General features: G+C 66.0%; 2 protein-coding genes (1 of these 2 cut by a window edge). Both read right to left on the minus strand.

The genetic code is table 11. The features are described from left to right. Positions 1-5,177 carry the 5' portion of a non-ribosomal peptide synthase/polyketide synthase gene (locus tag OIE68_RS27355; protein WP_327093945.1) on the minus strand. It extends 20,074 nt beyond the left edge of the window, so the window shows 5,177 of its 25,251 coding nt (coding positions 1-5,177); the start codon lies at positions 5,175-5,177; its stop codon lies off the left edge, out of view. After that, complete coding sequence (locus OIE68_RS27360; protein WP_327093946.1) at positions 5,177-23,017, minus strand: non-ribosomal peptide synthase/polyketide synthase; 17,841 nt, start codon at positions 23,015-23,017, stop codon at positions 5,177-5,179. The genes OIE68_RS27355 and OIE68_RS27360 overlap by 1 nt, the downstream gene beginning before the upstream one ends. Between the last annotated feature and the right edge of the window lie 129 nt (positions 23,018-23,146).

A 23,146-nucleotide genomic window follows, 5' to 3' on the forward strand; every position in this document is an offset into this window, starting at 1 on the left:
ACCAGCCGTTGTGCCGCATTGGTCGGTGCTCGGAAGCTCTGTTGCCGCAGCACCGGCACTGGCAGCGCCTTGCGGTCCAGCTTGCCGCTGGTGTTGAGCGGGAATTCCGGCAGCTCGACCAGCGCGGTCGGCACCATGTATCCAGGAAGACGACGGGCCAGCCCGGCCTTGACAGCATCGAGATCCAAAACGCTGCCCGGCGTGCGAATCACGTACCCCGCGAGATAGTCGCCATCGATCAGCCGTACCGCGGCCTGACTCACCTCCGGCACCGCGAGTAGTGCCGTCTCGATCTCGGCGAGCTCGATGCGCTGACCACGGAACTTCACCTGGAAGTCCATTCGGCCGAGGTAGCCGAGTTCCCCATCGGCGCTCCAGCGCACCAGATCCCCGGTGCGATACATTCGCGCACCCGCTCGGCCGAAAGGGTTGGCCACGAAGCGATCCGCGGTCAGATCGACCCGGCCGTGATAGCCCCGGGCCAGCTGGTCACCGGCCAAATACAATTCGCCGGGTACCCCGATCGGTACCGGATGCAGTCGCGCATCCAGCACGTACACCTGGGAATTCCACTGCGGTTCGCCGATCGGCACCAGCTCGTCGTCGACCGTGACCTCGCGGTAGGTAATGGATACGGCAGCCTCGGTCGGGCCGTACAGGTTGTGCAGCGCGGCATCGCTCACCGCGTGGAAGGCCGCGACGGCGTCCGGCGGCAATGCCTCCCCGATGACGAAAACATCGCGCAGCGAATCGAGTTCGTTCGCCTCGGCATGGGCGGTGAAAACCGCGAGCATCGATGGCACGAAATCGGTCAGTGTGACGCCGTGGCGGGCAATGGTTTCCGCGAGGTAGCGCGGATCGCGGTGGCCATCGGGCGAGGCGAGGAGCAGGGTCGCGCCCGCGCGCAGCGGCAGGAAGTATCCCCACAGCGAAACGTCGAAGGTGGTCGCGGTCTTCTGCAGATAGACATCGCCGACGCGCGGCCGATATTCGGCGTGCATCCAGGCGAGTTGGTTGGCGATGGCGCGGTGCTCGACCGATACGCCCTTCGGTCGGCCCGTCGAGCCGGAGGTGAAGATTACGTAGGCGGGGTGCTCAGGCCGCAGCACCGCACGGCGCTCGCTATCGACGATCCTCGCCGCGGAGTATTCCGACAGGTCCACTTCGTCGATATGGTGCAGGTGCACGCTCGGCGGCACGGTCGCGGGGAGGGCGAAGCCGGTACCGCGCGTGGTGAGTACCGAATGCGGCCGGGCGGTATCGAGGATGTGCCAGCTGCGTTCGGCCGGCTGCCCGGGATCCACCGGCACATACGCGCCGCCGGCGCGCAGTACGGCGTACATCGCGACAACCAGCTCGATCGAGCGCGGCATCGCGAGCACGACCAGCGATTCCGGGCCGACGCCGGTGCTGATCAGCAGGCGCGCAAGGCGATTGGCCCGCCCAGACAGTTCGGCGTAGGTGAGTTCGGCGGTATCGGACACCAGGGCAATGGCATTCGGCGTGCGACGAACCTGGCTGTCGAAACCTTCGTGCAGATAGCGATCGGCGACCTTGTGCCCGCTGGCATTCCAGCTGGCGGTGACGTAATCGAGTTCACCCGCATCCAGGAGTTCGATATCGCCGACCGCGATATCCGGATCGGCAACCGCCGCGCGCAGCAGCCGGAGAAATTTGATGCCGAACTCACGCACGGTCGCGGCATCGAACAGATCGGTGGCATAGGTGAATTCGGCGCGGTAGCCCGCCTCGATATCGGAAAGTGTCAGCTGCAGATCGAATTTTGCGAAGCCGGGATCGAAATCGACCAGCTCCGCATCCAAGCCGGGCATCGTCAATGCGATCGGCCCGATGTTCTGCATGAACAGCGCGACCTGGAACAGCGGATGCCTGCCCTGCGACCGCGCCGGATTCACCACCTCGACCAGACGTTCGAAGGGAATATCGCTGTGCGCGAATGCATTCAGATCGCGCTCGCGTGCATGGGCGACGAGGTCGGCGAAGCTCAGCTCGCCTCGAACCTCGGTACGCAGCACGAGGGTATTGACGAACATGCCGACAAGGTCGTCCAGGGCGCGTTCGCCGCGTCCCGCGACCGGTGTGCCGATGGCGATATCGGCGGTGCCGGACAGGCGCGCGAGCAGGACGGCGAGTGCCGCATGGACCACCATGAAGGGCGTCGCTCGACTGCGGGCGGCAATCCGGTCGATCGCATGGCGTAGCTCCGCGTCGATGGCGAACTCATGGGTCGCCCCGCGGTAGGACGCGACCGCGGGGCGGGGCCGATCGGCGGGCAGATCCAGCTGTGCGGGCAGGTCGGCCAATTCGGCGGCCCAGAACCCGAGCTGGTGCGCGGCCACCGATTCCGGATCTTCCTCGCTCCCGAGCACCTGCTGCTGCCACAGCGCGTAGTCCGCATACTGCACGGGCAGCGGCGCCCAGTCCGGTCGGCGTCCGGCGCGACGGGCCGCATAGGCGGTGACGAGATCGCGCATCAGCGGTCCCATCGAGACACCGTCGGCGGCAATGTGATGCACCACCAGGACCAATGTGTGGTCCTCGGGTCCGCTGCGCAGCAACCGCACCCGGACCGGGATCTCCTCGGTGACATCGAATCCCTGTACCGCACTGGCCAATACAGCGGCGGCGAGTTCGGCCTCGGGTATATCGCTCGGCGACAGGTCGAACACGGCGTGCACCGGCCGCACCACCTGGGCTGGACCATCGGCGGTCTGCGGGTAGACGGTGCGCAGGATCTCGTGCCTGGCAACGAGATCAGTGATCGCCGCGGACATGGCGGTGACCTCGAGTGCACCGCGTAGCCGCAGTGCGACCGGAATATTGTCCACCGCTGCCGTATCGAAGACGTAGGCGGATTCGGTGTGCGTGCCGAACCGGTTGAGAAACCACATACGCCGCTGCGCCGGGGACAGTGGAATATGCTGCGGTCGCGCGGCTGCCGTGAGCGCCGGTCGTGCGGCTCCGGTCCGTGCCGACCCGGCCAGCGCCGCTACCGTCGGGCGGTCGAAAAAATCGCGGACATCGACGGTAATGCCGCGCGCGGCCCCGATTCGGGCAATGGCGCGGGTGGCAAGGAGCGAGTTGCCGCCCAGCGCGAAGAAGTCGTCGTCCGCGCCGACTCGATCCATCGCCAGCAGCTGGCCGAAGATCTCGGCGACGGCCACCTCTGCCTCGGTCGATGGTTCCCGGTATGCGGCCGATCCGAATACCGGTTCCGGCAGTGCTCGCCGATCGAGCTTGCCATTGGCATTGACCGGCATTTCGTCGAGGACAACCACCAGCGACGGCACCATGTAGTCCGGTAGGTCCCGGCGGGTGGATTCCAGCACGGTGGCCGGATCAACGGTGACGCCATGGTGGGCCACCACATATGCGACCAGATGATCGCCGCCCGCATGCCGATGCAGCAGCACCGCGGCCTGCGCGACCTGCTCATTGCGCAGCAGTGCCGCCTCGACCTCGCCGAGTTCGATGCGCAGCCCGCGCAGTTTGACCTGGAAGTCGATGCGGCCCAGATATTCCAGTTCGTCCGGACCACCCCCGCCATCGGTGCGCCAGCGGACCAGGTCGCCGGTGCGGTACATCCGGTCGCCCGGCGCGCCTTCCGGATTGGCCACGAAGCGGTCGGCCGTCAGTCCAGGACGGGCCACATAGCCGCGAGCCAGCTGCACGCCGGCGAGATAGAGCTCACCGATGACGCCACTGGCCACCGGCCGCAGATTGTCGTCCAGCACCAGCAATTCGGTGTCATCGGCGGGCGCGCCGATGGGGACGGTCGTGCTGTCGGCGGCGGTGACCTCGTGCGCGGTGACATCGACGGCAGCCTCGGTGGGGCCGTACAAGTTGTGCAGTGTCGCGCCGCTGATATCGCGGAAGGCGGCCGCGGTGGCGGCCGGTAGCGCCTCGCCGGAGGCGAATACCAGGCGCAGGGTCCGTGCCGCACTTTCGATCTGCGGTTCGGCCGCGAAGACCGCGAGCATGGAAGGCACGAAATGCGCGACCGTGACACCGCGTTCGGCGATCGTGCGCGCCAGATATGCCGGATCGCGATGACCATCCGGCGCCGCGATCACCAGTCGCGCACCGACCTGCAACGGCCAGAAGAACTCCCATACCGAGACGTCGAAGGTGAACGGCGTCTTCTGCAGCACCACATCATCGCCGCGTAGTCGATACAGCCGCTGGCGCCACCGCAGGTTGGCCAAAATCGAACGGTGCGATACCGCAACACCTTTCGGGCGTCCGGTCGATCCGGAGGTGAAGATGACGTAGGCCGTATTGTCCGCCGCGGGACGCGGGCGGTCATCGATCGACGCCCCTGCCTCGGCGGTGTCGAATTCGTCGATCCGCAGTACCCGAATATCCGGTCCGAGCTCGGGCTGGTCGTAGGTCGTGGTGAGTACCAGGACCGGTGCGGCGACCTCGAGCACGTAGCCGATGCGTTCGGCCGGATGCTCCGGATCGATCGGCACATACGCACCGCCCGCCTTCAGGATCGCGTACATGCCGATCAGCAGGTCGAACGAGCGTCGAACGGCAAGCCCCACCGGGCTGTCCGGGCCGACACCCAAGTCGATCAATCGCCGCGCGAGGGCGTTCACCCGGCCGTCGAACTCCGAATAGGTAAGCGTCGCGTAGCGACTCGATGGGGGGTGGTGGTCGGGCGACGGGTGGGCCAGCCTCGGGTGGGCCGGCGTCGCACCCGCGTACTCCAGGGCTACCGCGTCCGGTGTCCGGCGCACCTGTGCCTCGAATTCGCTGATCAGGGTCTCGATCGGCGCGAATACCGACGGCAGCACGTGGGCCGCCGCCGTCAGGGCGTCATCGAGCAGTCGCTCCAGCACGGTGCCGAGTGCGCCGTCCCCGGACTCCAGCAGGGCGGGCAGTTGGCTGGAGACCACGACCGATACCAGTGCGTCGGCACCGAGCCCGCCACCCATCGCCTCGTCCAGCACCATGATCTCGGTGGCCAGCACACCGTAGGTGATGGTGGTCCCGTCGTACCGCAGAGCGACCCGCTCCGGATCCAATTCGGCGACCTTATCGATCAGGATGGGTAGATCGTCGAGTCCGTACGCCCGGCGCAGTGCCGAATGATCGTATGCGGCACTACGATTGCCGAGTTTGCTGGATGCGACCGATTCTGCCTGGGACATCAGTTGATTCCTTCCGAATCGACTTCCGAATCCGAGTTGGAGAGCACAGCCCGCGCCTCGGTGCGCAGCGACCGCAGGACTGCGGCGAGACCACTGCCGCCGAGGGCGGCCAAGAGGCCGGGCACCAGCCCGGCGAGGGCGACATTGATGAGCGCTTCCGGTTTCGCGGTCGTCCCCATGGCCTTGGTGACCGTCGCGAGCTTGGCGGCCAGCTCGCCGAAGGTCACCGCGTGCGCGTCGTGGGTGAAAGCGACGGCACCGGGATCGATTTCGGCGGCAGCGGCGATCAGCGCGGGCAGGTCCGCCGGGCTGTCCGACCGTTCGCCACGGGACTGTTCGCCGCGAATATCGATGGCGCGAATCACGATCGCCGGATCATCCGCGACTACCTCGAATATCCGAAGTAGTCGCTCGGCGAACAGCCGGACCGTTGCGGCATCGAAAATGTCGGTCGCGTAGCCGAATCTCATATCCAGCCCGACCAGATCCCCTGCGGCGTCGAACAACTCGATGCCGGTGAGCTGCAGGTCGTATTTGGCGTCGGCCAGCGCGAGATCGAGCACCTCGACCTCGAGTCCGGGCAGCGCGACGCGGCCGGACGGCATGTTCTGGAAGGTGAACATCACCTGGAACAGCGGCGTATAGGCACTGGACCTGGTCCGGCCGACGGCATCGACCACCCGCTCGAACGGCACGTCGGCGTGTGACAGCGCCGCGATATCGCGATTCCTGGCCTGCCGAAGCAGATCCGCGAAACCGGTACGCGCGTCGACCTCGGTGCGCAGCACCACGGTATTGACGAACATGCCGATCAGGTCGTCTAGTTCACGTTCGCCACGGCCCGCGACCGGTGCGCCGATAGCGATATCCGGGGTGCCGGACAGTTTGGCCAGCAGGACCGCGAATGCACTGTGGATCAGGGTGAACAGGGTTGTGCCGTGCGCACTGGCAACCGCCTCCAGCCGCGCGGTGAGTACCGTGTCGACCTCGAAACCGACTGTGTCACCGCGCATATCCCTGCGCGGCGAACGCGGTCGATCGCTCGGCAATGAAAGTACTTCGGGCAGGCCCGCCAATTCCGTTGTCCAATAGTCGAGTTGCCGGGTCAGCAGGCTGTTCGGATCACGATCGGAGCCGAGCAACGCGCGTTGCCACACGCTGTAATCGGCGTACTGGATCGGCAATGGCTCCCAGTCCGGCGCGTCGCCCGCGATCCGGCTGAGGTAGGCACGCATGAGATCCCGCGTCATCGGGGCGACCGAATAGCCATCGGCGCTGATGTGGTGCAGCACCACCACGAGGACGTGCTCGTCGACGTCGGTGCGGAACAATGCCGCGCGGACCGGCGGCGACGAGGTGATATCGAAACCGGCGGCGACGAACTCAGCGATGCGCTCGTCGATATCACCCTGTTCCAAAAGGATCGGTTCCAGATCGACCTCGGCAACGTCCAGTACTTGCTGCACCGGTTCGGGCTCGGCATCCGGATATCGGGTGCGCAGGGTTTCGTGGCGTTCGATCACGTCCAGGATTGCCGCGCCGAGGGCAGCGATATCCAGTGCGCCGGTCAGACGCAGTGCGGCGGGGATGTTGTAGGCCGAGGAATCCGGGTCCAGCCGATTGACCACCCACATCCGCTGCTGTGCCAGCGATAGCGGGGCGGGCGCGGTGCCGGAACGTCGGGTCAGCGCGGGCCTGGTATCGGTTCCCCCGAGTTCGGCCAGTCGCGCGGCGAGCAGCCCGAGGGTCGGTGCGTCGAATACCGCGGCCACCGGGACCCGCACTCCGAGTGCCGAGCCCAGCTGCGCCGCCAGCCGGGTCGCCAGCAGAGAATTGCCCCCGAGCGCGAAGAAGTCGGTATCCAGCCCTACCGTTTCCTCGGCTGCGATCACCTCGACGAAGGTTGCCGCGACCAAGCGCTCCAGCTCACTGGTCGGTGCGCGGAAAGGAGCCGTGGTGAACAACGGCGCGGGCAGTGCGGCCCGATCAACCTTGCCATTGGCATTGAGCGGCAACGACTCCAGCACAACGATCGTGTTGGGCACCATGTAGGTGGGCAGCTCTGTAGCCACCGCCGCACGCAACGCATCGGCCAATTCGGCAGGAGCCGTCGAGGCCGGAACGGCAACATAGGCGATGAGCCGAGCTCCAGCATGCGCCACCGCGACCGCAGCGCGCACGTCGGGCAGCCGCAGCAGCGCGGCCTCCACCTCGCCGAGCTCGATCCGGAAACCGCCGATCTTGACCTGGAAGTCGGTGCGCTCCAAATATTCCAGCGTGCCCTCCGGACGCCAGCGGACAATATCGCCGGTCCGGTACATCGTCGCGCCGACGGCGCTCGCGAAGGGATCCGCGACGAAACGGTCGGCCGTCAGCGCGGGCCTGCGTTGATAGCCACGCGCCAATTGCGCACCGGCCAAATACAACTCACCGGGCACACCCACCGGGACCGGCTGCAGCCGTGCATCGAGCACGTAAACGCGACTGTTCCAGGCGGGCGTGCCGATCGGCACGATGTGGGTCGGGTCCGCATCGACTTCGAAGGCCGTGATCGACACGGCTGCCTCGGTCGGGCCGTACAGGTTGAACAGTCGTGCGCCGGAATGTCCGGCCCGACGACGGAATTCGATCGCGGTGGCGGGCGGCAGCGCCTCACCGATGGCAAGCACCTGCCGCAGTGAATTCGGCAGCGGCGCATCCGTTACCGCGAGCAGCATGCCGACCAGCGACGGTACGGCGTGCAGCACCGTCACCGCATGGCGTTCGATCAGGGCCCGCAGCCGGTCCGGATCGCGTTCGGTGCCGGGCTCGGTCACCACCAGGCGACCACCCGTCGTCAGGACCGACCAGAATTCCCACACCGACAGGTCGAAGGTTGCCGGAGTCTTGAGCAGCGCATTCGCCTCTGGCCCGAACGCGAATCGGTCACGCAGCCAGGCCAATTGGTTGACGATCGCCGCGTGCGAAATAGTGACGCCCTTGGGCGCTCCAGTCGAACCGGATGTGAAGATCACATATGCCGGATGCTCGATCCGCAAGGGGCGCGCCCGCTCGTCATCCGAAATCGAAGTCGCCGCGTAGTCAGCCAACTCGAGCCGATCCACTTCCATTACGGCAAGGGATGTTTCGATGGGCAAACCATCACGTGACGTGGTGAGCACACACACGGGCGCGGCCGTTTCGATGATGTACGCGATGCGGTCGACCGGATGATCCGGATCGATGGGCACATACGCACCACCGGCTCGCACCACCGCGTACATCGCGACAACCAACTCGACCGAGCGCCGCATAGCGAGCACCACGGTTGCCTCCGGACCGACCCCGTCGGCAATCAACTTGCGCGCCAACCTGTTGACTGCAGCATCGAATTCGGCATAGGTGAGTACTGATTCGGAGCTCGCATCGATCAACGCGACCCCCTCAGGCGTCAGCGCCACCTGAGCATCGACGAGATCCGCCAACGTCGCCGAGGCCACCGGATACGCGGTCCTATTCCACTCCTCGAGTAACCGCGCGCGTTCTGCCGAACCGAGCAGGTCGAATTCACCGACAGCCGTATCTGACTGGGCAACAACGGATTCGAATATCCGCAGCAGCTGCTCACTGAACCGCTGCGCACTAGCGGGCTCGAACAAGTCCGTCGCGAACCCGAGCGCAAGATCGATGCCCTCAGGCGAGCCGTCCGCACCGTAGTGATCGATAGCGAACAAGTGCAGATCGAATTGTGCGACCCCACTGTCGAATTCGACCTCTCGCACTTCGAGCCCGGGTAGCCGCAGTTCGCCGCGCTCGTGATTCTGGAACGAAAGCCCGACCTGGAACAGCGGATGCCGCGCCGTCGATCGTTCCGGATTCAACACCTCCACCAGGCGCTCGAACGGCACATCCGCATGCGAGAAGGCGGCGATATCGGCCGCCCTGACCCGTTCGAGCAATGCATCGAAGCTTTCACCGCCATCGACCCGAGTACGCAGCACCAGCGTGTTCACGAACATACCGATGACATCGTCGAGTTCCGCATCGCCCCGGCCCGCGATCGGCGTACCGACCGCGATATCCGAACTACCCGAAAGCCGAGCGAGAAGTGCGGAGAATGCCGCGTGTACAACCATGAACAGCGTTGCGCCACTGCGTCGTCCGAGCACGACGAGCGCACTGTGCAACGGTGCGTCGATCGCGAACTCTACTTTCGCACCGCGCAAACTCTGCCGCGCGGGCCGCGGGTGATCGGTAGGCAGCGCCAGCTGATCCGGCAGTCCGTCCAGCGTCCGTGTCCAGTACGCGATCTGCTGTGCCGAAAGCGATTCGGGCGCATCCTCGCTGCCGAGTAGCTTCCGCTGCCACAGTGCGAAATCCGCGTACTGCATGGCGGGCGGTGTCCAGCCGGGCGCGCTGTCATCCAGGCGTGCGCTGTACGCAAGCATCAGATCACGGACGAATGGTGCGAGCGAGGATCCGTCCGCCGCAATGTGATGCAGCACCGCCGCCAATACGAACTCCGCGCGCCCCGCTATCCGGAACAGCCGCATCCGCACCGGGATATCGACGGTCACGTCGAACGTGGTGGCGGCCAGCTCCCGAATTCGATCCGGCAGTTCGGCCGCAGAGATATCAATCGGATACAGCGACGGGATCGCCTGCACGACCGGCGCGATCAGTTGGGTCGCCGCACCGTCCACTTCCGGATACCGCGTCCGCAGCGACTCATGTCTGCCGATCAGATCCGCGACCGCGGCTCGTAGCGCCGCGATATTCAATGCGCCGGTGAGCCGCAGCGCCACCGGAATGTTGTAGGCAACGGAGTGCTGGTCGAACTGGTTGAGGAACCACATCCGCTGCTGTGCCGGGGAAAGCGGAATCCGGTCCGGACGGGCGCCGGCCACCAGCGCGGGCCTGGTCGCAGCCGTATCGCTCGCGTTGACCGCTGCGGCGAGGTCGGCGACCCGCGGCGATTCGAACAATGCGCGGACTCCGACGGTGCGCCCGAGCGCGGCGCCGATGCGAGCCGCGGCTTTCGCGGCCAGCAGGGAGGAACCGCCGAGGGCGAAGAAGTCGTCATCCGCGCCGATCAGACCGTCCATGCCGAGCACATCCGCGAAGACTCCGGCGACAATCTCCTCGACGACCGTCCCGGGCTTGCGATAAGTCGTCGCCTCGAACTCCGGCGCGGGCAACGCCGCCCGATCCAGCTTCCCGTTGACGGTCAATGGAATTCGATCCACCATCACGATCGCGGCGGGCACCATGTGCTCAGGCAACCGGCGCGCGAGCTGTTGTCGCAGCTCCGCCGTATCGACCGCGTCGAAGCCGACCACATACGCGACAATCCGCGGCTCATCCACCAGATCGCTGCGCACGACCACCGCCACCTCGCGCACCGCTGCGCTCACATCGAGTAGCGCCGCCTCGATCTCCCCCAACTCGATGCGGAACCCACGCAGGTTCACCTGCTGGTCGGCCCGGCCCAGATACTCCAACTCGCCGTCGGCCGTCCACCGTGCGAGGTCACCGGACCGATAGGCCAGCGCACCATCACCCGCGTACGGATCGGCCACGAACCGGCTCGCGGTGAGCGCGGGCCGTCCGAGATAGCCACGCGCCAACTGACCACCGGAGACGTAGATCTCGCCGGGTACCCCGACCGGCACCGGCCGCAGCCGCGCATCGAGCACCCGCACGACCAATCCGGGTATGGCCCCACCGATCACACTCGCCGAGCCGGTACCCGCCTCGATCGGCCGATAGGACACATGCACGGTGGTCTCGGTGATGCCGTACATATTCACCAGTCGAGGCGACCGCGGATGCCGAGCGAACCAGCCGACCAGCCGCTGCGGTTCCAATGCCTCGCCACCGAAAATCACATAGCGCAGGGCGAGTTCGGCAGGCTCCGCGGCAATCAGCTGATAGAAGGCCGACGGCGTCTGGTTCAGAACCGTCACCCGTTCCGCGGCCAGCAGTTCCAAGAACTGCTCTGGTGAACGCGAGGTGTAGTAGTCGACCACCACGAGTGTGCCGCCGTGCAGCAGCGCACCCCAGAGCTCCCAGACCGAGAAGTCGAAGGCGTAGGAGTGGAACAGGGTCCAGATATCCGAAGGCCCGAACTCGAAGTGGCACTGGGTGTTATCCAGCAGGCGCAGCACATTGCGGTGCGGGATGACCACACCCTTCGGGTTCCCGGTGGATCCGGAGGTGTAGATGACGTAAGCCGTATGAGCCGGATTCAGCGGCCTGCGTCGCTCCGCCTGGGTGATGGCGGTCGTACACTGATTCGTGGCAGCGATATCGATCACCGGCCCGCCGAACCAGCCGGGTGCCAATTCGGTTCCGGCGCTGGTTATCGCGCAGATCGGGCGGGCGTCATCGAGTACGTATTCGATCCGATCCGCCGGATAATTCGGATCGATCGGCAGATAACCGCCGCCCGCCTTGATCACCGCGACCAATGCGACGACCAGTTCCACCGACCGCGGCAACGCCACCGCAACCAGCGCTTCCGGGCCGACCCCCGCCGCGATCAACCGCCGGGCCAGCCGATTCGACCAGCTGTCGAGCTCGGCGTAGGTCAGCGATCGGGTGCCTGCGCGGACCGCGACGGATGTCGGATCGATCGCGGCGGCCAGCGCGAACCGGTCGGCCAGCGTGGCCGTCTCGGTGACATAAGTCCGTGTCGGAGTAGACCATTCGTGCAGCGCGCGATGCTGTTCCTCGGCGCTGAGCAATTGGATATCCCCGACCACGACCGTGGCATCGGCGGCGATGGCGGCCAACACCTGGGTGAACCGGCGGCCGAGTACCGCGATCGTGCCCGCATCGAAAAGATCTGTCGCATAGGTGATCTCGATTTCCATGCCATCCGCACGGCCATCGGCGTCATCGGATTCGACCACCGTGAACTGCAGATCGAATTTGGCTGCCGTCGCGTCGAATTCGACCGGACGCACCATGAGATCGGCGAGTTCGAGCGGCGGCAGCGTGAAGTTCTGGAAAGTCAACGCGACCTGGAACAGCGGATTTCGATTCTGCGCCCGCGTCGGCGCGATGATCTCGACGAGCCGCTCGAACGGCACGTCCGCATGCGACAGCGCTTCGATGTCCTGTGCGCGCACGGTATCCAGCACCGTCTCGAAGCGCGCCCTGGTGTCGATATGGGTGCGCAATACCAGGGTGTTGACGAACATCCCGACGAGCCCATCCAGCGCGGCATCACCGCGACCCGCGACCGGCGTGCCGATTGCGATGTCCTCACTCACCGACAAGCGAGACAACAAGACGGCCAGCGCCGCATGCATTGTGCTGAACAACGTTGTTTCCCGCTTGCGGGCCAGTTCGCGCAGTTCACTGTGCAGATCGGAGTCGATGCGGAGCCGGTGGGCGTCACCGCGATACGACGAGACGGCGGGGCGCGGCCGGTCCGTGGGAAGCTCGAGTTGTTCGGGCAGACCGGCCAGCGCACGCCGCCAGAAGGCGAGCTGCCGGTGCGCCTGCGACTCCGGATCCGCGTCGTCGCCCAGTGTTTCGGCTTGCCAGATCGTGTAGTCGGCGTACTGCACGGGCAATGCCGCCCATGCGGGCGCGATACCATCTCGACGTGCGCTGTAGGCGGTCATGAGATCGCGCGCGAGCGGTCCGAGCGAGAAGCCGTCGGCCGAAATATGGTGCAGCACAAGTGCTAGCACGTGTTCGTGGCCATCGGTGAACAGTCGGGCCCGCAGTGGCACCTCTGTGGTCAGATCGAACGTCGTCGCCGCGAATGCGGAAAGGTGCGGCTCGAGTTCCGCTTCGGTGATCAGCTCCGGTCGCAACGACGGAACAGCCGCGGCGATGATCACCTGCTCCGCGCCATCGGTTCCGTCGGGATAGACCGTCCGCAGTGTCTCGTGCCGAGCGACCACATCCGCCAGCGCGGCGGACAATGCCTCCACATCCAGATCGCCGGTCAGCCGCAGCGCCACCGGAATGTTATCGACGGCATCGCCCGGACCGGCGCAATCGTCGGCAAGGAACCGGTTGAGGAACCACATGCGCTGCTGAGCCGGTGAGAGCGGAATCCGCGCCGGGCGCGGGCGCGCGCTCAACGCGACATATCCGCGCCCCTGATGCGCCTCCGTCGCGGCCGCCAACTCCCCGACCGTGGCAGCCTCGAACAGCATCCGCACCGGCAGCCGCATATCCAGCGCCGCACCCAACCGGGCAACGACCTGGGTGGCGTTCAGTGAATTTCCACCGAGAGCGAAGAAATCATCGTCGAGGCCGACCAGCTCGACATTCAGCACCTCGGCAAAGGTCCGCGCAACGATTTCCTGGGTCGCCGTGACGGGAGCCCGGAAAACAGCAGCCTCGAATACGGGCGCCGGCAGCGCCTTCCGATCCAGTTTGCCGGACGCATTGAGCGGAAATTCATCGAGCACGACGAACGCAGACGGCACCATATACGCGGGCAGTTGCCTGCTCAGAGCGGATTTCAGGGCATCGGTATCGACACCGGGTTCTGCGATGACATAAGCGACCAGTTGCTGCCCGTCCAGCAGCACAACCACCGCCTGCGCAATCGAATCCAAGCCGGTGATCGCGGTTTCGATATCACCGAGCTCGATCCGCAGACCACGCAGCTTGACCTGGAAATCGGTGCGCCCCGAATACTCGAGCGCCCCATCCGCACGCCAGGTCACGAGATCCCCGGTCCGATACATCCGCGCACCATCGCCGAACGGATTCGCGACAAACCGATCACTCGTCAGATCCGGCCGTCCGATATATCCGCGCGCCAATTGCACACCGGCCAAATACAACTCGCCCGCAACTCCCACCGGCACCGGACGCAACCGCCCATCGAGCACATAGACCTGGGTGTTGAATACCGGCCCACCGATCGGCACGGTATCCACATCGGCATCGGTGACCTCGTGGCTGGTGACATCCACCGCCGCCTCGGTCGGGCCGTACAGATTGTGCACTGCCGCACCGGTCAGCTCACGCATCCGATGAGCAGGCTTGGGCGCCAACGCCTCCCCTGACGCAAATACCATCCGCAGCGAATCACAGTCAGCCGCTGCCGGTTCCGCGACGAACACCACCAACATCGACGGCACGAAATGCGCGACGCTGACGCGCTCGCGACGAATAACCCGCGCCAAATACGCCGGATCACGATGCCCATCCGGCCGCGCCATCACCAAACGCGCCCCGACCTGCAACGGCCAGAAGAACTCCCACACCGACACATCGAAGGTGGCAGGCGTCTTCTGCAGCACCACATCAGCAGGTGTGAGCGCGTAGGCGTCCTGCATCCACACCAGACGATTGACGATCGCCGCGTGCGAAACAGCGACACCCTTCGGCCGCCCCGTCGAGCCGGAGGTGAAGATCACGTACGCGGCATTGCCCGGGACCAAGGGGCCGAGGCGATCGTCATCGGTGACCGGAGCGTCCGAATAGTCGGAGGTATCGAACAGATCCACATCGAGCACCGCCCACGCGCCCGAACGCTCGTCGGTGTCGAGATCCAGCCCATCCTCCGAGCGCGTCAGCACGCACACCGGACGCGCCAGCCTCAGCGCCTGGGTGATCCGCTCGGCCGGATGCTCCGGATCCACGGGAACGTACGCACCGCCCGCCGTGAGCACGGCGTACGTGGCCACGACCAGATCCACCGAACGCCGCATGCCGATGGCCACGGTGACATCCGGACGAACCCCGATCGACACCAGCAGCCGCGCGAGCCTGTTCACCCGACCCGCGAATTCCCCATATGTCAGCGTCGCGCAGCGACTCGTTGGGGGGTGGCGGTCGGGCGACGGGTGGGCCAGCGTCGCGTAGCGACTCGTTGAGGGGTGGTGGTCGGGCGACGGGTGGGCCGGCGACTCGCCCTCGAAGGTGATCGCAGTGGCATCCGGCGTCCGCGCGACCTGCGCCTCGAACAGCGATACCAGCGTCGCACCGGCATCCACCGGATGCGCTGTCGCATTCCAGGCGTCGAGAATAAGCGCCCGCTCGTTGTCCGCGAGCAGATCGATATCGCCGATCCGCACGTGCGGATCCGCGACCGCATCGAGCACGCGCTGTAGCCGAGTCGCGAACGAAGCGATCGTCCGCGCGTCGAACAGATCGGTGGCGTACTCGAACGTCGCTGCCACACCGGCTGCGCCGACAGTCTCGGTCAGCGTCAGTTGCAGATCGAATTTCGCAGTCCGCGTGTCGATATCGAGCATCGAGGCCTCGAGCCCGGCCAGTTCCAGATTGGTCTGCGCGGTGTTCTGGAAGTCGAGCATGACTTGGAACAGCGGATGTCGTGCCGCGGAACGCTCCGGATTCAATACCTCGACCAGCCGCTCGAATGGCACATCGGCATGTGCGAGAGCACGCAGATCACCGTCGCGGGTCGCTGCGATCAAGTCGGCAAAAGTCAGTTCGGGCCGCACATCGGTCCGCAGCACAAGGGTGTTGACGAACATTCCGACGAGCCCGTCCAGCTCCGCGGCGCCGCGACCGGCGACGGGGGTTCCGATCGCAATATCCTGCTGCCCAGCGAGTTTCGCCAGCAGCGTGGCGAATGCCGCGTGCAGCACCATGAACAGGGAGGCATTCGCGCCCTCCGCCACACCACACAGCCGACGGTGGGTCGCGGCATCGATGGTGAAGGCATGGCGCGCACCACGACCCGACGCGACCGCCGGACGCGACCGGTCCCCCGGCAGTGCCAGCACATCCGGAAGATCGGCCAATTCGGCCGACCAATAACGGATCTGCGCGGCGATCAGTGATTCCGGATCGTCCTCCGCACCGAGCGTTTCCCGCTGCCACAGCGTGTAGTCGGCATACTGCACCGGCAGCGACACCCAGTTCGGCTCCGAGCCCATGCAACGTGCGGCGTATGCGACCATCAGATCCCGGGTAAGCGGCGCGATGGACCAACCGTCCGCACTGATGTGATGGATGGAAACAACAAGCACATGCTCGGTCCCAGTGCGCAGCAGGGTGAGTCGAACGGGTGCCTCCCGGTCCACCGCGAAAGGCATTGCCGCCAGCGCTCGAATCCGATCAGCCAACTCCGTTGCATCGACCGGCTCCGGCACCAGTAACACCGCATCCCCTGGCAGCACTTCCTGCTGCGGCACACCGTCGACCGCTGGATATCTGGTGCGCAGCGCCTCATGCCTGGCAATGACATCGGCGACCGCATCCGTCAGTGCGCCGAGATCGAGCGTGCCGACCAGTCGCACCGCGGCCGTCAGATTATTCGCGACCGAGGCGGCATCGAACTGATTGAGAAACCACATCCGCTGCTGTGCATAGGAAAGCGGCACCACATCGGGCCTGGCTTGCGCGATCAATGCTCGTCGCGCCGTCCCTGAACCGGGCAGATGCGCGGCCAACCCGGCCACCGTCGAATGCTCGAACAGCAGCCGCACCGGAATATCGGCATCGACGACTGCGCCGATTCGCGCGGCAATCTGCGTGGCCACCAGGGAGTTTCCGCCGAGTGCGAAGAAGTCGTCGTCCAGCCCGACCCGATCGAGGCCGAGCACCGCCGCGAACACCTCGGCAACCGCATGCTCGCCAGACGTGACAGGTGCACGAAATGTCCCAGCGGTCAGCACCGGGTCGGGCAATACCTTGCGATCCAACTTGCCCGAGCTGGTCAGCGGCATTTCCGCCAGTCCGACATAGGCCGTCGGCACCATGTACGAAGGCAGTACAGCGCGCAGCCGCTGCCCCAGCACATCGGCCAGCTCCACCTCTGGCATGTCCGCGACCACATAGGCGACCAGCAGCTCACCCGCCGCGTGCGCGAACACCCGAACAGCCGCGGCACGCACATCGTCGGCAGCGACCAGAGCCGCCTCGATCTCACCGAGCTCGATCCGCTGCCCCCGCAGCTTGACCTGAAAGTCACTGCGCCCCAGATATTCCAGATCCCCGGCCCGATTGCGCCGCACCAGATCACCGGTCCGATACATCCGGGCTCCGGCCGGTCCATACGGATTGGCCACAAACCGCTCAGCGGTGAGTTCCGCCCGCCCGTGGTACCCGCGCGCCGTCTGAACGCCGGATAGGTAGAGCTCGCCGACGACCAGGTCCGGCACCGGCCGCAACCGCGCGTCGAGCACCAGCACCTGACTCGAACGCACCGGCCGACCGATCGGCACCGCCCCCGGCAGCGCCGCATCGACTGGCGCACAGGTGGCGTGCACGGTGAATTCCGTTGGGCCGTACAGATTGTGCAGAGCGGCTCGGCACACAGCGGCGAAACGAGCCGCAGCTTCACCGGTCATTGCCTCACCGGCAACGAAAACCATACGCAACGAAGCGATCTCGGCAATACCGGTGGCATCGGCGAACACCGTCAACATCGACGGCACGAACGAGGTCATCGTCACCCGGTGCGCCGCGATGGTCGCGGACAGATAGGCGCTGTCCCGATGCCCGTCATGCTCGGCGACCACCATGCGCGCACCGCGCGCCAACGGCGCGAACAGCTCCCACACCGACACATCGAAGGTCGCGGGAGTCTTGAACAGAACCACATCGTCGGCACCGATACCGTATTCGTCGGCAATCCAGTCGATCTGATTCACCACCGAGGCATGCTGTACCGCAACACCTTTCGGAAGCCCCGTGGATCCGGAAGTGAAAATGACGTACGCCGTATTGATCGCCCGCAACGGACGCAGCCGATCCGAATCCACCACCGGCGCATCCGAATAACCCGAGCAGTCCAGTGCGTCGACCACCAGAACCGAAGGTCCTGTCGACCACCCGTCACCCGCCCGAGTCAGCACACACACCGGCCGAGCCGAGGCAACGACCTGCGCACGCCGCGCCGCCGGTTGATCCGGGTCCACCGGCACATACCCGCCACCGGCGGTCAATACGGCATAGGCCGCGACAACGAAATCCACCGACCGCCGCATACCCAGCACAACCAGCGTCTCGGGTCCGACACCGACGGCGATCAGCCGACGAGCAAGCCGATTCACCCGCCCCGAGAACTCCGAATAGGTGAGCGTCGCGGAGCGACTCGTTGGGGGGTGGTGGTCGGGCGACGGGTGGGCCAGCGTCGCGGAGCGACTCGATGAGGGGTGGTGGTCGGGCGACGGATGGGCCAGCGCACCATGCCCATCGACCAGTGCGACAGCATCGGGTGTCCGCCGCACCTGCGTCTCGAACGCGGCCAGCAGCGTCGCGACCCGGCTCGACGACTCCGCGATTCCGCGCTCGATCGCACGCTGCCGACCCGCGACATCCAGCAGCGGCAGATCCCCCACCGCCAGCTCGGCATCGACCACGATCGCGCGCAGCAACCGAACCAACCACTCCGCGTAGTCAGCGATGGTGGATTCGTCGAATAAATCTGTGGTGTAGGTGAATTCCGCACGGACCCCCGCCGGTGCCGGACCTTCCCCGAGTCCGGCACCGGCGAAGCCTTCGGTGACCGTGAGCTGGAGATCGAATTTGGTCACTCCGGTGTCCAGGGTACTGGTGCAGACCGACAAATCGGGGAGTTCGAATGCGATGTCCGCGGCATTGTCGAAAGCGAGCAATACCTGGAACAACGGATGCCGCGCCTGCGAGCGCGGCGGGTTGATGGCATCGACCAGCTGCTCGAATGGCAATTCGGCATGGCCGAAGGCAGCGAGATCGGTCTCGCGCACCCGTGCCAGCAGCGACGAGAAGGGGGCGGCGGCATCGACCACGGTCCGCAGCACCAGGGTGTTGACGAACATGCCGACGAGATCGTCCAGCGCCCGTTCACCACGGCCGGCCACCGGCGTGCCGATCACGATGTCGTCGCTTCCGGACAGCCGCGACAGCAGCGCGGCGAGCGCGGCATGCAACACCATGAAGTTCGAAACACCCTGGTCACGGGCAAGTTTCACGACCTCGACGTGCACGTCGCCCGGAATTTCGAAACCGAACACCGCACCCCGCCCGGATGCGACCGGAGGGCGGGACCGATCGGCGGGCAACTCGATCAGATCGGGTGCACCGGCGAGCGTGGCCGTCCAGAACTCCAGCTGCCGGGCCGACGCGGCATCGGGATCCTCGACTGAGCCGAGCAATTCATGCTGCCAAAGGCTGTAGTCCGCGTACTGCACCGAAAGCGGCAGCCATTCCGGCACCTCGCCTGCGTGTCGAGATCCGTACGCGTACATCACATCTCGTGCCAACACCCGCAGCGATACGCCATCTGCGGCAATGTGGTGCAGCACCAGCGCCAGCGCGCAGCTCTCCTCATCGACCAGAAAAATCCGTGCCCGAATGGGTATTTCACGCTCCAGGTCGAATCCGAGCGCCGCGAACCGAGCCAGCTCGTCGTCCAGTTCGTCCGCACCGATCGACTCCGGCTCACCCACGACGACAACCTCGTCCGCGGACAACACGACCTGCTGGGCCGCCACTCCAGCCGATACCGCGGGAAAGATCGTGCGCAGTACCTCATGCCTGTCGACCAGATCGGCCAAGGCCAGCCGCAGCGCAGAAATATCGACCGCGCCGCGCAACCGCACCACGAACGGCATGTTGTACCCGGCGCCGGCAGTCTCGAACCGGTTGAGGAACCAGATCCGCTGCTGCGCCGGAGATAGCGGAACCAGCGGCGGCCGGTGCCGCGCCCGCAGCTGCGCGAGCACCGGCACGCCACTGGATCCACCCGCCCGCTCGATGAGTTCGGCGAGTGCGGACACCGTGGTAGCGGTGAACAATTCGCGAACCCCGAGCCGACAGCCCAGTTCGGCGCCCAACCGCGCCGCGACCTGGGTGGCCACCAAACTATTGCCGCCGAGCGCGAAGAAATCGTCATCGCGCCCGACCAGATCGCGTCCGAGTACCGCACCGAAGACCCGCGCTACCGTGGCCTCCACCGGCGTCGTGACCTCGGTGTAGTCGGTCGAGATCCGCTCGGGTGCGGGCAGCGCGGCACGATCCGATTTGCCGGAGGCATTGACTGGTAACGCATCCATCACCACGAACGCGGCAGGCACCATATACGCGGGCAGCGCGCGTAGCGCCGCAGTACGCAGTTCGGCTGGAGACACCGCGCCACTCTCGGCTTCGACCACATAGGCGACCAACTGCTCGCCCACCCCGGCGTCATCGCGCACCACGACCACCGCGCGCACTACCGAATCGACGGCCCCGAGCACGGCTTCGATCTCACCGAGCTCGATCCGCAACCCGCGCAACTTCACCTGAAAATCGGTGCGGCCCAGGTACTCCAGCTCACCGTGGGAGGTCCAGCGCACCAGGTCACCGGTGCGATACATCCGGGTGGCCGACCCGAACGGATCCGCGACGAACCGATCGGCGGTGAGCCCGGGGCGGCCGATATAACCACGGGCGAGCTGTACCCCCGACAGATACAGCTCGCCCGCAGCCCCGACCGGTACCGGCCGCAGCCGCGAATCGAGCACGTAGAGCCGGGTGTTGAAGACCGGCGCGCCGATCGGCACCGAGAGGGTATCGGTATCGGTCACTTCATGGAAGGTGACGTCCACCGCCGCCTCCGTGGGACCGTACAGGTTATGCAGCCGCACACCGGTCAGCAGCCGCAGCCGCTGCGCCAACGCCGCGGGCAGCGCCTCGCCGGACGCGAAGACCATACGCAGCGCGGTGCGGCCGATGGAATCTGACTGTGCCAGAAACGATTCCAGCATAGATGGCACGAAATGTGCTGTCGTCACGCCATATTCGTCGATCACTGCCCGCAGGTAGGCCGGATCACGATGACCGTCGTGCTCGGCAAGTACCAGCCGCGCGCCGATCTGCAACGGCCAGAAGAACTCCCACACCGACACATCGAAGGTGGCGGGTGTCTTCTGCAGTACGACATCGTCTGCCGACAGCCGATACTGCTGCTGCATCCAGACCAGCCGATTCACGATCGCCTCGTGGGTGACGGCCACCCCCTTCGGGAGTCCGGTCGACCCCGAAGTGAAGATCACATACGCGGGCTGCCCCGGCCGCAGTGCGGCGGTGCGTTCCCGATCCCAGATCGGACCATCCGCGTAATCCGCGAGATCCAGCCCATCGAGGCGGATGACCGGTACTCCGGTGAGCTCGGTGGCGTCAGTCGTCAGCACGCATGCCGGTCGCGCGGTCGCCAGAATGTGTGCCGTGCGCTCGGCCGGATGATCCGGATCCAGCGGCACATACGCCGCCCCCACAGCGAGCCCGGCATACATGGCGATCACCAGTTCCGGCGACCGACGGATGTTGAGCGCGATCAGCGTCTCGGGTCCGACGCCGAGCCCGATCAAATGCCGCGCCAGCCGATTACTGCGCGCCGCGAGCTCCCGATATGTCAGGTCCGGCACACCCGCGAACCGCACCGCAACCGCATCCGGCGTCCGCGCTACCTGCGCTTCGAACATCGAAACCAGCGTCGGCGCACCGGCGACCGCCGCGGGCACATCGAATCCGGTCGCATTCCAGATCCGGGTGCTGACCTCGAGTTCCAGCTCGGTCGCCACCGCCACCGCCACCATCGGCGTATCGACCTCGGTGGCCACCAACCGCTCCAGATACCGCACGAACCGTGTCTGATGGCGCGCAATGTCGTCGGCGGCATAGAGATTCGGATTCGCCTCGAAATCGAGGTGCACGCTGTCGCGCTCGCCGTAATAGACATCGAAGCTCAGATCCTCCACCGGCCCGGTGGACAATACGTGGTACCGGCCGACCGTATCGCCCAGCGTCAGATCGCTGCCGAACAGCATGATGTTGGCCAGCGGTCCGAACAGCGCACGGCGCGCCGGACGCCCGCCGTGCTCGGCATCGCGGCGGATGTCCTCGTGCCGATACCGCTGGTGCCGCAGCGCACCCGCCACCTCGACGCGCGTCGCCCGCAGCAGGTCCCCCCAGGTGCCGTCGACCGCCAGCCGCAGCGGCACGATATTCGACAGCATTCCGGCCGACCGCCGCGTGAGCGCGGTGGTGCGTGCCGTCACCGGCAGACTCAGCACCACCTCGTCCCGATCGGTGAGCCGCCCGAGATATCCGGCGAAGGCCGCGAGCAGTACCACCGCGAGCGTCGAATCCTGGTTCGCCGCAAGCGTATTCATCCGATCGACGAGCGCATCCGGCAGTACCCGTCCCACCACCAGATTGGTGGCCGAGCGCGGTGCGGTCCGCCCGTCCAGGCTGGTCGCGCCCTCGAGCCCCGCGATCCGCTCGGCCCAGTGCGCCCGGTCGGTCTCGAAACGCGAACTGTCCCGGTAGTCGAGCTCACCGTCGACCAATTCGATCAGCGCACCCGGCTGGACCGCCTGCGGCTCGGTGCCGAGCACCCTGGCGGTATACAACTGCGCCACCCGTTGCGTATTGGTCAGCGCGCCGAACCCGTCGAGCACGATGTGATGCGCCCGCATGTACCAGAAGCACCGCTGGTCCGCGACCCGCAGCACGGCGCCGGCGAACAGCCGATCGGTCAGCATGTCGACCGGCGCGCCCGCATCCGCCCGCATCCATTCGTGCGCCGCGACCACCGGATCGGCACATTCGCGCAGGTCGACTGCCTGGATATCGACGGAATTCGCCGGATCTACGTACTGATTCGGCACACCGCCGGATTCGCCGAGGCGCACCAGCACCGATTCGTATTCCCGCGCCGCAATGACCGAAACCTCCTGCAGGATCGCGGGATCCAGCACCCTGGGCACGTCGACGTATTGGGCCACATTGATCGGCACGTCGGGATCGAGCAACTGCGCGTACCAGACCCCCAACTGCGCCGGTGCGAGCGGAAACGGCTGGTTGTCCGGAGCGTCCGGTAAGCAGTCACTCGCCAGGCGCGCGGCCCCGTCCGGTCGCGCCCCACCCAACTCCGCACCGTGCACCAGAGCCTCCTTGTTCGGCGTAAAACAGCAGGCCGAACGCATTCGGGCAGCACGAATAAGCCGCTGCGGCAACGCTGTTCAGCGTTGACACATGGCTTCGACGCCACCACAAGAAGATTCGGCGAATGC

The sequence above is a fragment of the Nocardia vinacea genome (assembly GCF_035920345.1).
Classification (GTDB): domain Bacteria; phylum Actinomycetota; class Actinomycetes; order Mycobacteriales; family Mycobacteriaceae; genus Nocardia; species Nocardia vinacea_A.